This window comes from Streptomyces sp. NPDC005648 (genome assembly GCF_040605395.1).
GTDB lineage: Bacteria > Actinomycetota > Actinomycetes > Streptomycetales > Streptomycetaceae > Streptomyces.
The window spans coordinates 1-15,166 of sequence record NZ_JBEXCS010000080.1; the positions used below are offsets into that span (position 1 = coordinate 1).

The 15,166-nt window shown below is 71.5% G+C and carries 19 protein-coding genes and 1 pseudogene; 15 read left to right on the forward strand and 5 right to left on the reverse strand.

Annotated elements, in window-relative coordinates; translation table 11 throughout:
- Both ABZT17_RS34020 and ABZT17_RS34025 read left to right on the forward strand, forming a co-directional pair.
- Positions 1–186: pseudogene (locus tag ABZT17_RS34020) on the forward strand (hypothetical protein); the annotation flags it as partial.
- A gap of 6 nt (positions 187–192) precedes the next feature.
- Positions 193–1,248 (forward strand): SDR family oxidoreductase, encoded by a 1,056-nt coding sequence (locus ABZT17_RS34025; protein ID WP_356354790.1) that lies wholly within the window; start codon positions 193–195, stop codon positions 1,246–1,248.
- Between the two features lie 33 nt (positions 1,249–1,281).
- On the opposite strand, the gene ABZT17_RS34030 is transcribed toward ABZT17_RS34025, so the two are convergent.
- The gene (locus ABZT17_RS34030; protein ID WP_356354713.1) at positions 1,282–2,373 is read right to left on the reverse strand and encodes an enolase C-terminal domain-like protein; all 1,092 of its coding nucleotides are present in this window, start codon (positions 2,371–2,373) and stop codon (positions 1,282–1,284) included.
- 10 nt (positions 2,374–2,383) lie between these two features.
- On the reverse strand, positions 2,384–3,343 hold the full coding sequence (locus tag ABZT17_RS34035) for an LLM class F420-dependent oxidoreductase (RefSeq protein ID WP_356354715.1): 960 nt from the start codon (positions 3,341–3,343) through the stop codon (positions 2,384–2,386).
- A 186-nt stretch (positions 3,344–3,529) separates the two neighbouring features.
- Here ABZT17_RS34035 and ABZT17_RS34040 point away from each other — a divergent pair, with 186 nt between their 5' ends.
- Genes ABZT17_RS34040 through ABZT17_RS34095 form a run of 12 tightly spaced genes read left to right on the forward strand, consistent with a single transcriptional unit; the run spans position 3,530 to position 11,758 of the window.
- The gene (locus ABZT17_RS34040; protein WP_356354717.1) at positions 3,530–5,386 is read left to right on the forward strand and encodes a transketolase; all 1,857 of its coding nucleotides are present in this window, start codon (positions 3,530–3,532) and stop codon (positions 5,384–5,386) included.
- Positions 5,383–6,315 carry a non-homologous end-joining DNA ligase gene (gene ligD, locus ABZT17_RS34045; RefSeq protein ID WP_356354719.1) on the forward strand — a complete coding sequence of 311 codons (933 nt, stop codon included), beginning with the start codon at positions 5,383–5,385 and terminating at the stop codon, positions 6,313–6,315. Before ABZT17_RS34040 ends, ligD begins: the two co-directional genes overlap by 4 nt.
- A 45-nt stretch (positions 6,316–6,360) precedes the next feature.
- Positions 6,361–6,765: a gas vesicle protein gene (locus tag ABZT17_RS34050; RefSeq protein ID WP_356354721.1), complete on the forward strand. Its 405-nt coding sequence runs from the start codon at positions 6,361–6,363 to the stop codon at positions 6,763–6,765.
- Between the two features lie 43 nt (positions 6,766–6,808).
- Entirely contained in the window at positions 6,809–7,246 is a 438-nt protein-coding gene (locus tag ABZT17_RS34055; RefSeq protein ID WP_356354723.1) for a gas vesicle structural protein GvpA, read from the forward strand.
- Positions 7,243–8,016 (forward strand): GvpL/GvpF family gas vesicle protein, encoded by a 774-nt coding sequence (locus ABZT17_RS34060; protein ID WP_356354725.1) that lies wholly within the window; start codon positions 7,243–7,245, stop codon positions 8,014–8,016. Before ABZT17_RS34055 ends, ABZT17_RS34060 begins: the two co-directional genes overlap by 4 nt.
- A gap of 4 nt (positions 8,017–8,020) precedes the next feature.
- Positions 8,021–8,284, forward strand: a complete 264-nt coding sequence (locus ABZT17_RS34065; RefSeq protein WP_356354727.1) for a gas vesicle protein GvpG — start codon at positions 8,021–8,023, stop codon at positions 8,282–8,284.
- The gene (locus tag ABZT17_RS34070; RefSeq protein ID WP_356354729.1) at positions 8,281–9,045 is read left to right on the forward strand and encodes a DNA primase; all 765 of its coding nucleotides are present in this window, start codon (positions 8,281–8,283) and stop codon (positions 9,043–9,045) included. Before ABZT17_RS34065 ends, ABZT17_RS34070 begins: the two co-directional genes overlap by 4 nt.
- Entirely contained in the window at positions 9,045–10,190 is a 1,146-nt protein-coding gene (locus ABZT17_RS34075) for an SRPBCC family protein (protein WP_356354731.1), read from the forward strand. Before ABZT17_RS34070 ends, ABZT17_RS34075 begins: the two co-directional genes overlap by 1 nt.
- Positions 10,187–10,528 (forward strand): gas vesicle protein, encoded by a 342-nt coding sequence (locus tag ABZT17_RS34080; RefSeq protein WP_356354733.1) that lies wholly within the window; start codon positions 10,187–10,189, stop codon positions 10,526–10,528. Before ABZT17_RS34075 ends, ABZT17_RS34080 begins: the two co-directional genes overlap by 4 nt.
- Positions 10,525–11,292, forward strand: a complete 768-nt coding sequence (locus tag ABZT17_RS34085) for a GvpL/GvpF family gas vesicle protein (protein ID WP_356354734.1) — start codon at positions 10,525–10,527, stop codon at positions 11,290–11,292. Before ABZT17_RS34080 ends, ABZT17_RS34085 begins: the two co-directional genes overlap by 4 nt.
- Positions 11,289–11,477, forward strand: coding sequence for a gas vesicle protein (locus ABZT17_RS34090; protein WP_356354736.1), 189 nt, complete (start codon positions 11,289–11,291; stop codon positions 11,475–11,477). Before ABZT17_RS34085 ends, ABZT17_RS34090 begins: the two co-directional genes overlap by 4 nt.
- Positions 11,474–11,758, forward strand: coding sequence for a gas vesicle protein K (locus ABZT17_RS34095; RefSeq protein WP_356354738.1), 285 nt, complete (start codon positions 11,474–11,476; stop codon positions 11,756–11,758). Before ABZT17_RS34090 ends, ABZT17_RS34095 begins: the two co-directional genes overlap by 4 nt.
- Positions 11,759–11,795: 37 nt before the next feature.
- On the opposite strand, the gene ABZT17_RS34100 is transcribed toward ABZT17_RS34095, so the two are convergent.
- The 3 genes from ABZT17_RS34100 to ABZT17_RS34110 form a co-directional block, all read right to left on the reverse strand.
- Positions 11,796–11,966 (reverse strand): hydrophobic protein, encoded by a 171-nt coding sequence (locus ABZT17_RS34100; RefSeq protein ID WP_356354740.1) that lies wholly within the window; start codon positions 11,964–11,966, stop codon positions 11,796–11,798.
- A gap of 42 nt (positions 11,967–12,008) precedes the next feature.
- Positions 12,009–12,830 (reverse strand): methyltransferase domain-containing protein, encoded by an 822-nt coding sequence (locus tag ABZT17_RS34105; RefSeq protein ID WP_356354742.1) that lies wholly within the window; start codon positions 12,828–12,830, stop codon positions 12,009–12,011.
- Positions 12,831–12,929: 99 nt separating this feature from the next.
- Positions 12,930–14,432, reverse strand: coding sequence for a phosphatase PAP2 family protein (locus ABZT17_RS34110; protein ID WP_356354743.1), 1,503 nt, complete (start codon positions 14,430–14,432; stop codon positions 12,930–12,932).
- 71 nt (positions 14,433–14,503) lie between these two features.
- On the opposite strand from ABZT17_RS34110, the gene ABZT17_RS34115 reads away from it, so the two are divergent.
- Positions 14,504–15,148, forward strand: a complete 645-nt coding sequence (locus ABZT17_RS34115) for a histidine phosphatase family protein (RefSeq protein WP_356354745.1) — start codon at positions 14,504–14,506, stop codon at positions 15,146–15,148.
- Positions 15,149–15,166 lie beyond the last annotated feature (18 nt).

The window sequence follows — 15,166 nt, forward strand, 5'->3', positions numbered from 1 at the left end:
GTCGGGCGCCGCCCCTCCGGCTCGCCACCTCCAGCCGTACGCCCGGCGCTCGGCACCCCCTACCCGCCGGCTCCCTCGGCCCCGCCCGCCGGCATGCCCGGCGCGGGCATCCCGGCCCCCGGCATGGGTGAGGCGGCGCCGGGCCGCGACGAAACCGACCCCGAGCAGCCGCACCACCGGGCGTGAAACGTGGTGCGCAAGCGCGGGAAGACGCACGTGCCCCGGCGCCGCAGGACCGTCGTGGTGACCGGGGCGACCGGCGGCGTGGGCCGGGCCACGGCCCTGGCCTTCGCCGCCCGGGGCGACCGGGTCGCCCTGCTGGCCCGGGGGCGCGAGGGTCTCGCCGCGGCCGCCGACGAGGTGCAGCGGGCCGGGGGAGAGGCGCTCGTCGTCAGTGTCGACATGGCGGACGCGAAGGCCGTCGACGACGCGGCCCAGCAGGTCGCCGACGTGTTCGGGCACATCGACGTCTGGGTCAACAACGCCTTCGCCGGGGTCTTCGCACCGTTCACCGAGATCACGCCCGACGAGTTCCGGCGGGTGACCGAAGTGACGTACCTGGGCTGTGTGTTCGGCACCCGGGCCGCCCTGCACCACATGCTCCCGCGCGACCGGGGCACGATCGTGCAGGTCGGCTCGGCGCTGGCGTACCGCGGCATACCCCTGCAGTCCGCGTACTGCGGCTCCAAGCACGCCATCCAGGGGTTCAACGAGTCGCTGCGCTGCGAGCTGCTGCACGCGCGCAGTGGCGTCCGTACGACGATGGTGCAGCTCCCGGGCCTCAACACCCCTCAGTTCGAATGGGTGTTGAACCGGATGCCGGGGCGGCCCCGCCCGGTTCCCCCCGTCTACCAGCCGGAGGTTGCGGCCCGCGCGATCGTGCACGCGGCCTCGCACGCCCGTCGGCGCGAGTACTGGGTCGGCGGCTCCACGGCTGCCACGCTCATCGCCAACGCGGTGGTCCCCGGGGTGCTGGACCGGTACCTGGCGAGGACCGGCTTCGAGTCCCAGCAGGACGAGGGCGAGCGCGGCGGGCCGGGCAATCTGTGGTCGCCGGCGGACGGACCGCACGGCCGGGACTTCGGGGCGCACGGCCGCTTCGACGAGGAGGCGGTCGCGGACAGCCCCCAGGACTGGGTCTCACGCAACCGGACCCGTATGGGGATGGGGCTGGTGGCGGGAGGGCTGGGGGCGGCGGTGACCGCCGGACTCCGCCGCCGCGGCTGGGCGCCGTTGCGACGGACCTAGGGCCCTTCTAAGGCGTTTGGCGTGTGCGCCCGCTCAGCCCACCCGGTACTCCTCCACCTCCTCCGCCCGCAGCGTCAGGCCGTGGCCGGTGCCGCTCAGCGGCCGTACCGAACCGCCCGTCGGATCCAGCGCCCCGGTGAAGAACATGTCCTCGATGCGGACGTGGTCGTGGAACCACTCCATGTGGCGGATGTTGGGCAGGGAGGCGGCCGCCGCCGCGTGCGCGTGCGGAGCGCAGTGGGTGGAGACCTCCAGGCCGTGCGCCTGGGCCAGGGCGGCCGCGCGGAGGAACTCCGTGATGCCGCCGCAGCGCGTCGCGTCGATCTGGAGGCAGTCGACCGCGCCCGCGGCGACCATCCGGGCGAAGTACGGGAGGTCGTAACCGTATTCACCGGCCGTGACATCGCAGACCAAGGCGTCGCGTACCAGCCGCAGACCGGTCAGGTCGTCCGATGAAACCGGTTCCTCGAACCAGCCGACACCCTCTTCGTCGAGGGCCCGGCCCACCCGGACCGCCTGCTTGCGGGTGTACGCGCCGTTCGCGTCGACGTACAACTCGGCGTCGTCGCCGATGACCTGACGGGCCGCGCGGACCCGGGCGAGGTCGCGTTCGACCGCCCGGCCCCGGCTCTCACCGATCTTGATCTTGGCGCGCGGAATGTGCTGGCCGTGCACCCAGCCGTTCAACTGGGCCGCCAGATGGGTGTCGTGGTACGTCGTGAAGCCGCCGCTGCCGTAGACCGGGACCCGCTCCCGGCACACGCCCAGGAGCCGGGCCAGGGGGAGTTCGAGGAGCCGGGCCTTGAGGTCCCAGAGCGCTATGTCGAGTGCCGAGATCGCACAGCCGGCGATGCCCGGCCGGCCCGCGTTGCGGACCGAGCGGCACATCGCGTCGTGCGTGGCGGGGACGTCCAGGGCGCTGCGGCCCTCGACGAGCGGGGCCAGACTGTCGCGCAGGAAGTCGCCGACCGCCGGCGGGCCGTACGTCCAGCCCGTGCCGGTCGCGTCGCCCGTCGTCACCTCCGCGATCACCATCGTCGTGGACTCCCAGGCCAGTGTGCCGTCGGCCTCGGGCGCGTCGGTCGGCACCGTGTAGACGGAGACCAGCGGCCGGTGGAGTTTCATCGCCGGTTCCTCAGGACTGTTCGAGCCGCGGCAGCACCTTGGTGCGGTAGAAGTCGAAGAAGCCGCGCTGGTCCGGGCCGATCTGGTTGACGTAGATCCGGTCGAAGCCGGCGTCCGCGAAGGCCCGCAGCGCCGAGACATGCTCGTCGACGTCGTCGCCGCACACCGCCTTCTCCCGCACCATCTCCTCCGTGACCAGCGGCTCCAGCTGCTCGAAGTGGCTCGGCGACGGCAGGATCTGCCCCATCTCGCCCGGTAGGAACTGGTTGAACCACCGCTCGCGGACCAGCCGGACGGCGTCGTCGCGGTCGGTGCCGTAGCAGACCTTGGTGCCGCCGCTCACGGGCTTGCCGCCCCCGCCGCCCTTGCGGAACTGCTCCACCATCGACTCCTCGGGCATCATCGTGATGTAACCGTCTCCCACCCGCGCCGCCAGCTTCGTGGCGGCCGGGCCGAAGCCGGAGATGTCGATCGGGACGGGCTCGTCCGGGACCGTGTAGAGGCGGGCGTTCTCCACCGTGTAGTGGGTGCCGTGGTGGCTGACCTCCTCGCCGGTGAACAGCCGCCGCATGATCTGGACGGACTCCTCCAGCATCTCCATCCGCACGCTCGCCGGCGGCCAGACATGGCCGAGGATGTGCTCGTTCAGGGCCTCGCCGGTACCGACGCCGAGCCGGAAGCGGCCGCCCGTCATCACCGCCGAGGTCGCCGCGGCCTGCGCCACCACCGCCGGGTGGATCCGCACGGTCGGGCAGGTCACCGCCGTCTCGATGGGCAGCGAAACCGCTTCCGAGAGCGCGCCGATCACCGACCACACGAAGGGGCTCTGGCCCTGAGCCTCGTTCCACGGGTGGTAGTGGTCCGAGATCCACAGCGACCGGAATCCGGCCTGCTCGGCCATCCTCGCCTGCTCGACGAGATCCGCGGGACCGAACTCCTCACAGGAGAGGAAGTAGCCGTACTCGGGCATGGGGAGCACCTCCGAAGCCGGTGACGCGAGGGCTGGTCGGCGTCCGGGTACCCGGCGGCCACGGGGGCAACCGAGCACGTTTGGCGGTCCTGAGCAGGGGGACGCGGAAGGCTCCGTACGACGCACACGACAGCGCCGGAGGCGAACCGTGGCTCGACCGTTCCGGTACCCCGCGGAAGGAGATTCATGAACACCGCCGAACTCACCGAGCTCGCCCAGCAGTTGTGCGTCGACAGCGTGCGGGCCGCCGACGCAGCGGGGTCCGGACATCCGACGTCCTCGATGTCCGCCGCCGATCTGATGGCCGTACTGCTCGCCCACCACCTCCGCTACGACTTCGACCGCCCGGCGCACCCCGGCAACGACCGCTTCGTCCTCTCCAAGGGACACGCCTCGCCGCTGCTCTACTCCGCCTACAAGGCCGCCGGTGCCATCGACGACGCGGAGCTGCTGACCTTCCGCAAGCTCGGGAGCCGGCTGGAGGGGCATCCGACGCCCCGGCAGCTGCCGTGGGTCGAGACCGCCACCGGGTCGCTCGGCCAGGGACTGCCGGTCGGTGTCGGTATCGCCCTGGCCGGCAAGCGGCTGGACCGCACCGGCTACCGGGTGTGGGTGCTCACCGGCGACAGCGAGCTGGCCGAGGGGTCCGTGTGGGAGGCCGCCGAGCACGCGGCGTACGAGCATCTCGACAACCTCACCGCGATCGTCGACGTCAACAGGCTCGGACAGCGGGGCCCGACCCGGCACGGGCACGACCTCGACGCCTACGCCCGCCGCTTCCAGGCGTTCGGCTGGCACACCATCGAGGTGGACGGGCACGACGTGGACGCCGTCGACCGGGCGTACGGCGAGGCGATCTCGACCTCGGGACAACCGACCGCGATCCTCGCCCGCACCCTCAAGGGCAAGGGCGTCGAGGCCGTCCAGGACCGTGAGGGCCTGCACGGCAAACCCCTCCCGGACGCCGACGAGGCCATCCAGGAACTCGGCGGCCGGCGCGACCTCCGCGTCCAGGTCCACGAGCCGCCCGCCGCCCGCATGCTCCACGCCGTCCGCGCCGGGCACCTCGAACTGCCCCGGTGGGAGAAGGGCGATCCCGAGAAGGGCGTGGCCACCCGGGACGCCTACGGCCAGGCCCTCGCCGCGCTCGGCACCGCGCGCGGCGACATCGTCGCCCTCGACGGCGAGGTCGGCGACTCCACACGGTCGGAGTTCTTCGGCAAGGAACACCCCGACCGCTACTTCGAGTGCTACATCGCCGAGCAGCAGATGGTCGCCGCGGCGGTCGGGCTCGCCGCGCGCGGCCGGGTGCCGTACGCCTCGACCTTCGCCGCGTTTCTGAGCAGGGCGTACGATTTCGTGCGCATGGCCTCGATCAGCGGTGCCGGCATCAACCTCGTCGGCTCGCACGCGGGGGTCGCGATCGGGCAGGACGGGCCCAGCCAGATGGGCCTGGAGGACCTGGCGATGATGCGGTCCGTGTACGGCTCGACCGTGCTGTATCCGTGCGACGCCAACCAGACCGCGAAGCTGGTCGCCGAGATGGCCGGCTGCGAGGGCGTCCGCTATCTGCGCACCTCCCGCGGCGAGAGCCCGGTGATCTACGGACCCGACGATGAGTTCCCCGTCGGCGGCAGCAAGGTACTGCGCTCCAGTGACGAGGACCGGCTCACCCTGGTCGCCGCCGGGGTCACCGTGCGGCAGGCGCTGACCGCCGCCGACGCGCTGGAACGGGAGGGCATCCGGGCCCGGGTGATCGATCTGTACTCGGTCAAGCCCGTCGACCGGCGCACCCTGCGCCGGGCCGCAGAGGACACCGGCTGCCTCGTCACCGTGGAGGACCACCACGAGGAGGGCGGGCTCGGCGACGCCGTGCTCGACGCCTTCCTCGACGGCCGGCCCGTGCCGCGCCTGGTGCGGCTCGCCGTCCGCGACATGCCGGGCTCGGCATCGCCGGACGAGCAGCTGCACGCCGCCGGCATCGACGCCGAGTCGATCGCGGCCGCCGGGAAACTCCTGGTGGAGGAGGCGGTCGTGCGGTGAGTGACGACGGCGTGCGGACCGTGCGGGCCGGGCGTCGCACGGTCGAGGTGCACCGGCCGGACAAGGTGCTCTTCCCCGGGGGCGGCGGTGCGAAGGAGTACACCAAGGGTGATCTGGTCGACTACTACCGGTCGGCCGCCCCTCTTCTGCTGCCCCATCTGCGCGGCCGTCCGCTGATGCTGGAACGGCATCCGGACGGGATCGACGGGCCCCGCTTCATGCAGAAGAACACCCCGGAGTCCTATCCGGACTGGATCAGGCGCGTGGAGGAGACCAAGGAGGGCGGCACGGTCTGCCACACCGTGTGTGACGACTCCGCCACTCTCGTCTACCTCGCCGACCAGGCCTCCCTCACCCTGCACCGCTGGCTGTCCAGGGTCGGCCGCGAGAACCGGCCCGACCGTATGGTCTTCGACCTGGACCCGGCCTCCGGCGACGACTTCGCCGCCGTACGCGAGGCGGCCCGGCTGCTCGGCGAACTGCTCGACGAGCTGGGTCTCCCCTCCGCCCTGATGACCACCGGCTCGCGCGGACTGCATCTGACCGTGCCCCTGAACGGCCGTCAGGACTTCGACAGGACAAGGGAGTTCGCCCGCGACGTGGCCGAGATCCTCGCCGAGGCGCACCCCGACCGGCTCACCACCGCGGCCCGCAAGAAGGACCGCGGCGACCGCCTCTACCTCGACATCGGCCGCAACGCCTACGCCCAGACCGCGGTCGCCCCGCTCACGGTCCGGGCCCTGCCCGGCGCGCCCGTGGCCACCCCCCTCCACTGGAGCCAGCTGGACGACCCGGGCCTGCACGCCGGCCGCTGGACCATCGCCGACGCCGTCGAACAGGCCCGTGCCGATCCCTGGGCCGGTGTCATGAGCAAGGCGCGGGCGCTGGGGCCCGCGCGGCGCAGGCTCGACGCGTTGCGTGCCTCCTGAAGGTTTGGCCCACGCCAATGCGGCCACCCGGTCACAGAGGTGGCCATGGCAAACACAAAAGACACCCCAGATTCGCAAAATTCACAGAATTCCGACAATCAGCACTCCGAACATCAGCACTCCGAGCATCAGCATTCCGAGAAGCGGCATTCCAGCAGAGAGCACACGGCGGAGAAGAAGCCGAAGCCCATGGAGGTGCTGCGCCACGCGCGCACGCAGCTCGCGGAGCTCACCGGCATGGCGGCCGAGAACGTGTCGTCCTTCGAACGGACGGAGGACGGCTGGAGCCTCGAGATCGAGGTGCTGGAGCTGTCCCGGGTCCCGGACACGATGAGCCTGATGGCCAGCTATCAGGTCGATCTGGACCCCGAGGGGCAGCTCACCGGCTACCGGCGCGTCCGCCGCTACGAGCGCGGGCGAGCCGACGCACACAGGCCGGGCGGCCGGTAGGCCGCCCTCCCGCCATTCACACAGACAAGGAGGGACGGTCGGCATGACCGTAGTCCCCGCACAGCAGACCGGCGGCGGAGGCGGCAGCAGCGGCCTCTACGACGTTCTGGAACTCGTTCTGGACAGGGGTCTGGTCATTGACGCCTTCGTGCGCGTGTCCCTGGTCGGCATCGAGATCCTGAAGATCGACGTACGTGTCGTCGTGGCCAGCGTCGACACCTATCTGCGCTTCGCCGAGGCGTGCAACCGCCTCGACCTGGAGGCGGGACCCCGCAAGGACCCGGGCCTGCCGGACCTCGTCGGCGAGATCACCGAGAACGGTGCGCGCGGCAAGTCGAAGGGCGCGCTCTCCGGAGCCGCCGAGACCATATCCGACGCCTTCAAGCAGGCACGTGACGAAGGCGGCCGTGAGCGGGAGTCCGAGTCCCGTCCGCGCGCCCGCAAGACCACGTCCTCGCGCAGGAAGGAGGAGCAGGAGTGAGCACGTATGTCTACGGCATCACAGCGAACTCGCACCCCGCGCTTCCCGAGGACCTGGGCGGGGTCGGCGACCCACCGATGAAGATCCGCGTCCTCGAGCAGGGCGAGCTGGCGGCCGTCGTCAGCGACGCCCCGGAAGGGCTGCGGCCCAAGCGCAAGGATCTGCTCGCCCACCAGGCCGTGCTCGCGGAGGTGGGCGCGGGCGGACCGGTCCTGCCCATGCGGTTCGGCAGTGTGGCCCCCGACGACGACACCGTCACCGGTGTGCTCGCCGAACGCGCCGACCACTACCAGGAGCGTCTGCGCGCCCTCGACCACAAGGTCGAGTACAACGTCAAGGCCACGCACCAGGAGGAGGCCGTACTGCACCGGGTGATGTCCGAGAACCCGGAGATCCGCGCCATGACCGAGGCCAACCGGCAGTCGGGCGGCGGCAGTTACGAGCAGCGCCTCAGGCTGGGCGAGATGGTGGTGGAAGCCGTCAAGGCCCGCGAGAGCGAGGACGCGGCCGAACTGCGGCGCACCCTGGAGCCGGCCGCCGCCGCGGTGGCCGCCGGGCCGGAGTCCAGCGGCTGGCTGTTCAACGTCTCCTTCCTGGTGGACCGCGACGCGGCGGAGGAGTTCCTGGCCGAGGTCGAGCAGGTCCGCAAGGGTCATCCGCACATCGAGCTGCGCGTCAACGGCCCGCTGCCGCCGTACAGCTTCGTCGAACCCGGACCCGCCGAGCACGCGGGCAGCGCCGCCGGCGGCCCGGGCACCACCGAGGGGTGAGCCCGTGGGACTGATCAAGGAAGTGGTCCTGCTTCCCTTCGCCCCGGTGCGCGGCAGCGCGTGGGTGATCGGGCAGGTGTTGGACGAGGCGGAGCGGATCTACTACGACCCCGCCACCGTCAGGGCCGAACTCGCCCGGCTGGAGGAGCAGTTGGTGGCCGGCGAGATCGACGAGGAGGAGTTCGACCGCCAGGAGGACGAGCTTCTGGACCGGCTGGAGATCGGCCTGCGCGGTGGCGCGGCCACAGGCGACGGGACGGCGCGATGAACCGAGTGGGACTGGGCCTCGCGATAGGGGCCGGATACGTCCTCGGACGTACGAAGAAGATGAAACTGGCCTTCGCGGTCGGATCGTTGGTGGCCGGCAAGCGGTTGAACCTGACCCCGCGGGCGCTCGCCGACCTGATGTCCCAGCAGCTGCAGAACAACCCGCAGTTCAAGGAGATCGGGGACCAGTTGCGCGAGGACCTGCGTGGCGTCGGCAAGGCGGCTTCCGGGGCGATGGTGGAGCGGCAGATCGACGCCCTCGCCGACCGGCTGCACGGCCGTACCGCTGAGGTCCGCGACCAGCTCGCGGGCGTGACGGACCAGGTCCCCGGCCTCGGCGATGACGAGGAGGCCGAGGAGGAGGAGACTGAGGACGAGGAGCCGCGCGAGGAGTACGACGACGAGGAGTCGGACGACGCGGAGCCCGATGACGCGGAGTCCGGCGGCGAGGAGCCCGAGGACGACGCGTCGCAGGACGACGACTCGGAGGACGACGAGTCGGAGGCCGAGGAGGAGTCTCCGGCCGCATCCGGGCGGGGCCCGGCGAAGAAGGCCGCCGAGAAGGCCCCGGCCAAGAAGGCGGCGGCGAAGCGGGCTCCCGCGAAGAAGGCCCCGGCCAAGAAGGCGGCGGCCAAGAAGACCGCGAGCAAGCAGGCCCCGGCGAAGAAGACCGCGAAGAAGACGGCGGCGCGCAAGACGTCCGCGGCCCGCGGCGGCGCCCGCGGAGCCCGCAGCCGCCTGGCGAAGGGAGGCGGTGAGTGATGACCGAGACACTCGGATCGGCCACTTCGGCCGCACGCGGTACGGCCGGCAAGGCCACGGGCAAGGCCACCGGGCCGCTGACCGACGTGGCCCACAGCGAGGCCGCCGACCGGCTCAAGGGCGAGGTGCAGGACTATCTCGCCGCACAGGCCACCCGGCTGCTCGTCGGCGTCGGCCGCAAGCTCGGCGAGACCACCGGCAAGCTCAACGACATCGCCGAGGGCAACAGCCCCGGCTTCGCCAAGCTCGCCCTCGACGGCGGACGCAAGCTCGCCGAAGGCAAGGGCCCGCTGCGCTCCGCCCTGGAGGTGGGCGCCTCGCGCGCCAAGGAGAACGTCGTGGAAGCCTTCAAGAACCTGGGTGGGGGCAAGGGGAAGCGCAAGGGCGGGGCGGGCAAGAAGCCGACGGTGATCATCGAGTCCGTCGACGTGGGAGTGGACCGGCGCACGGCCTACGACCAGTGGACCCAGTACCAGGACTTCAGCACCTTCGCCAAGGGCGTCAAGAGCGCGAACCGCTCCGACGACACCCAGTCCGACTGGCAGCTGAAGATCTTCTGGTCCAACCGCAGCTGGAAGGCGAAGACCACCGAGCAGGTGCCCGACGAGAAGATCTCCTGGACCTCGGAGGGCGCCAAGGGCACCACCAAGGGAGTCGTCTCGTTCCACCGGCTCGACGACAACCTCACCCGTGTCCTGCTGGTGATCGAGTACTACCCCTCGGGCCTGTTCGAGAAGACCGGCAACATCTGGCGCGCCCAGGGCCGCCGGGCCCGGCTCGACCTCAAGAACTACGTCCGTTTCATCACCCTCAAGGGCGAGGCGGAGGACGGCTGGCGCGGCGAGATACGCGACGGCGAGGTCGTGACCAGCCACGAGGACGCCGTCGCCGAGGAGGAGTCCGCCGAGCAGGAGTCGCCCCAGGAGGAGGGCGAGGACACCTACGAGGACGAGGACGAAGGCGCCGACGAGGACCGGGACGAAAGCGGCGAGTACGAGGAAGAGGAAGACGAGGGCGAGGAGGGCGAGGAGCCCGAGGCCGAGTACGAGGAGGACGAGGACGAAGGCCAGGACGCGGGCGAGGGCGAATACGAGGAAGAGGAAGAGCCCGAGTACGAGTACGCCGACGGCGGGGGCCGTCGATGACCATGGCCGGCCGGCTGCCCGAACCCTATGGACAGGGTTCGGGCGCCAACCTTGCCGACATCCTGGAACGCGTTCTCGACAAGGGCATCGTGATCGCCGGTGACATCCGGATCAACCTGCTCGACATCGAGCTCCTCACCATCAAACTCCGGCTGATCGTCGCCTCGGTGGACAAGGCCAAGGAGATGGGCATCGACTGGTGGGAGGACGACCCCGCGTTGTCCTCCGGTGCCCGCCGCAAGGAACTGGCCCGGGAGAACGCGGAGTTGCGCGAACGGCTCGCCCAGCTGGAGAACGGCCACGCGGTGCGCCCACGCGAGGACGAGGAGGCCCCATGACCGGACTGCGCTACGTCTACGCCGTCTGCCACCCCTTCGGTGCCCCGCTGCAGTCCCAGCTGAAGGGCGTCGCGGGTGATCCGCCCAGACTGCTGACCCACCACGGCCTGATCGCCGTGGTCAGCCATGTACCGGAGCGGGACTTCGCGGAGGAACCGCTCCGCAGGCGTCTCGAGGACCTGGACTGGCTGACCGAGACCGCGCGGGCCCACCAGAGCGTGATCGACGCCCTCACCGTCGTCACCACCCCGCTGCCGCTGCGGATGGCCACCGTCTTCCGGGACGACAGCGGGGTGAGGGTGATGCTGGAGGCCCGGGAGGACGACTTCCGGCGCACCCTGGACCGGCTGACGGGGCGGGTGGAGTGGGGCGTCAAGGTGTACGTGGAGGCCGAGCCCGAGGAGCGTGAGGCGCCCGCGCCGAAGCCCGCGTCGGGCCGGGACTATCTGCGGCAGCGGCGTACCCGGGTGCGGACGAACGAGGACCTGTGGCGCCAGACGGAGGAATTCGCCGACCATCTGCACGCGGCCCTCTCGGCGTACGCCGATGATTCCCGGCTGCACGCCCCGCAGAATCCCGCACTGTCCGGGGTGCCCGGGCGGAACGTCCTGAACGCCGCCTATCTGGTGGCGCGCAATGATTCCGAGGAATTCGTGGAACTGGTGGACCGGAGCAAGGACGAATCAAAGGTGAGCATCCCCGGAATTCGGGTCGAACTCACCGGCCCATGGGCCGCCTATTCGTTTGCGGGGGAAGAGACGTGACCGTCGTCGAACGCCGTGAGATCGCCCTGGTGGACCTCCTCGACCGGCTCCTCGCCGGCGGTGTCGTCATCACCGGGGACATCACCCTGCGCATCGCGGACGTCGACCTCGTCCGCATCGATCTGAACGCCCTGATCAGCTCCGTCAACGAACAGGTGCCCTCGCCCTGGGGGGAGTTGCCGTGACCGCCCGCCGAAACCGTCTGGACCTCGAACCCGACACCGTCGAGCGGGACCTGGTCAAACTGGTGCTGACCGTGGTCGAGCTGCTGCGTCAGCTGATGGAGCGGCAGGCGCTGCGCCGGTTCGACACGGGTGAGCTGAGTGAGGACCAGGAGGAGCGGATCGGCCTGACGCTGATGCTCCTCGACGACCGTATGACCGAACTGCGCGAGCGGTACGGACTGCGGCCCGAGGACCTGAATCTGGACCTCGGGCCGCTGGGACCGCTGCTTCCCCGGGAGTGAACTCCCGGGGAAGCGGGGCGCGGTGTCGATGCTTACCTCACCACCGGTACCAGCGCCCCCTGCCTCCGGCCGCTGTCGTGCCGCGTACCAGGAATCCCAGCAGCCACAGCACGAGAACCGCCAGCGCAATCCACCACAGTATCTTTATTGCGAATCCCGCGCCGAAGAGAATCAGCGCCAGGAGCAATACGAGCAGGACAGCAACCATAATCCGAACCTCCTGTTCTTCGGGTATCCCGAAAACGGAGATTCAGGCAGCCTTTCGGCACAGAATCTCTCCGTGCAGCACACTGAACCAGCCGTCCTCCTGTGTGCCCCACTCCCGCCAGGCGTCCGACACGGCCCGCAGCCGCTCCGCGGTGGCGTGTCCGCCCTCGGTGGCCCGCTCCGCGTACGCCGAGGCCAGGGTCCGGTCGGCCCACAGCCCGCTCCACCACGCCCGCTCCTCGGGCGTCGCGTACGTCCAGGTGCTGGACGTCGCGGTGATGTCGGTCAGGCCGGCCCGCAGCGCCCATGCCTTCAGCCGCCGTCCGGCGTCCGGTTCACCGCCGTTGGCGCGGGCGACCCTCCGGTAGAGGTCCAGCCAGTCGTCCAGCCCCTGGGACGCCGGATACCAGGTCATGGCCGCGTAGTCGCCGTCGCGGGCCGCGATGAACCCGCCCGGCTTCGTCACCCGGACCATCTCGCGCAGCGCCTGCACCGGATCGCCGACGTGCTGCAGCACCTGGTGGGCGTGGACCACGCAGAACGTGTCGTCCGGGTACTCCAGCGCGTGGACGTCCGCGACCGCGAAGTCGACGTTGGTCAGGCCCCGTCCGGCCGCCGTGGCCCGGGCCCGGTCCAGGATGCCGGGCGCGTGGTCGACGCCGGTGACGTGCCCGTCGGGGACCAGGGCCGCCAGGTCGGCGGTGATGGTGCCCGGGCCGCAGCCGATGTCCAGGATCTTCATATGAGGCTTCAGCGAGTCGAGCAGATAGGCCGCGGAGTTGGCGGCGGTCCGCCAGGTGTGCGAACGCAGCACCGACTCATGGTGCCCGTGCGTGTAGACGGCGGTCTCCCGTGACTTCGACATGGCTGAACTCCCCTGTCCGAGGCTTCGTCGGTACGCAACACCGTACGCGCGCATGTCGAATGATGAGACCCGTGTTTTGCCATGTGGACTGACGGCATGTCAGTCATGGTCGCCGTCGGGCAGCGGCCGATAGACGACCAGCGCCTCCGGCAGCTTCTCCAGCGTCAACTCGCCCGCCACCTCGGTGACTTCGCCGTCATGGGCGAGGAGGGTGCCGGGCGCGACACCCGCGACGCGCAGCCGGTTCACCCGTACGGCCGCATGGGCGGGGGAGCGGGTCAGCGGACCGGCGAGGGCGGCCGTCAGCAGACGCAGCGCGGGGTGCCGCCCGCCGTGCACCACCCGCACATCCAGCCGCCCGTCCGCGAGGTCGTGCCGGCGGCCCGGGGCGAGGCCCGTCCGGTGATAGGTGCCGTTCCCGGCGAAGAGCAGCCACAGGGGACGGGCCCGGCCATGGAACTCGGCCTCCAGCGGATGCCGGCCGGCCCGCAGCGCCCGCAGCGCTCCGAGTACACCCGCACCCCATCCGCCGACACGACCCGACCACCGCTCCCGCTCCCGCACCAGTTCCGGATACACCCCCAGGCTGCAGGTGTTGAGGAACAACCCCTCCCGCTCGCCGCACACGAACCGGCCCACGTCCACCCGCACCGCCTCGCCGCCCACCACGGCCCGCGTGAAGTCGCGCACCCCCTCCACGCCGACGTCGTGGGCGAAGTGGTTCAAGGTGCCGCCCGGGAGCACCGCGAGCGGCAGGCCCTGGCGCAGGGCGACGCCGGCGGCGGTGTTCACGGTGCCGTCACCGCCGCACACCCCGAGCACCCGGGCGCGGCCCGCCGCCTTCTCCAACTCGGCGCGCACAGCGGCCGGTCCGCACTCGACGACGTCCGCCGCCGGCAGTGCGTCGCGCAGGGCGCGCACCCGGTCGCAAGTGCCGGAGGCGGTGTTGGCCACGACGACCAGCCCCGCGCCGTCGGGCAGCGCGGGCACCCGTGCGCGGGGCCGGGCCGGCGGCACCGCCTGGCCTCGGGTCGGCACCAGGCCCCGTACGGCGAACGCGGCACCCGCACCCAGCGCGGCGCCCGCGACCACATCGCTCGGGAAGTGCACCCCGGTGTAGACCCGGGACAGCGCCACGGACCAGGCCACCGGCGCCACCACCGCACCCCAGCCGGGCGACTCCAGCGCCACCCCGGTCGCGAAGGCCGCCGCCGAGGCGGAGTGACCGGACGGGAACGACGTGGTGATGGGCTGCCGTTTCAGCTGCCGCGCCCGCGGCACGGGGTCCAGGGCGGGCCGTGTCCGGCGCACGGACCGCTTGCCGAGGGTGTTGATCGTCAGCGAGGCCAGGCTCAGCGAGGCGAGACCGCGGGCGGCGGCCCGGCGGGCGCGGGGCGTACGGCTCGCGCTCATGGCGGCCGCCGCCGCGAACCACAGCACGCCGTGGTTCGCGCCCCGGCTCAACCGCGGCAGGAAGCGTTCCGCATACGGCCACCGGTGCCCGGCGGCGAACTCGAGGAGCCGGCGGTCCCATGCCGTCAGCCGGTCGCGCAGGGGGCGCGGGCCGGGCCGGGGGAGAGTGAGGTCGACATCTGGACTCATGGGCCGCCGGGTACCCTGAAGTGCCCGTTTCCTGCCCTTCGGGCGGTGACCGACAACCGGAGTGCCCCTGTATGCGTCTGCTCCTCATACGCCACGGCCAGACCCCCTCCAACGTGGACTACCTCCTCGACACGGCCGTCCCCGGCCCGGGTCTGACGCCCCTCGGCGAGCAACAGGCCGCCGCGCTGCCCGGGGCCCTGGCCGGTGAGGACATCGAGGCGCTGTACGCCTCCACCCTGATCCGCACCCAGTTGACGGCCGCACCGCTGGCCGCCGAGCGGGGCCTCACGGTCCGGGTGCGCGACGGCATCCGCGAGCTGTCGGCGGGCGACCTCGAGATGCTCCCCGGCGACACCGAGCAGGGCGCCCTCTACATGAAGACGGTCTTCGCCTGGGCGTCCGGCGACACGGCCCTGCGTATGCCGGGCGGCGAGACCGGCGCGGAGGCACTGGCCCGCTACGACGCCGTGGTGGCGGAAGCGGCGGCGACCGGTGCCGGCACGGTGGCCATGGTGAGCCACGGCGCGGCGATCCGCATGTGGACGGCGGCCCGCGCGGACAACGTGGACGTGGCCTTCGCACAGGCCCGTCCGCTGGACAACACGGGAGTGGTGATCCTGGAGGGATCGCCGGCGGACGGCTGGAAGGCCGTGTCATGGGAGGGGGCGACGGTGGCGCCGGCGGGCGACAGCGGTCCCACCGGGCAGCCCGCGTAGATAACCATTTGCCCGCCC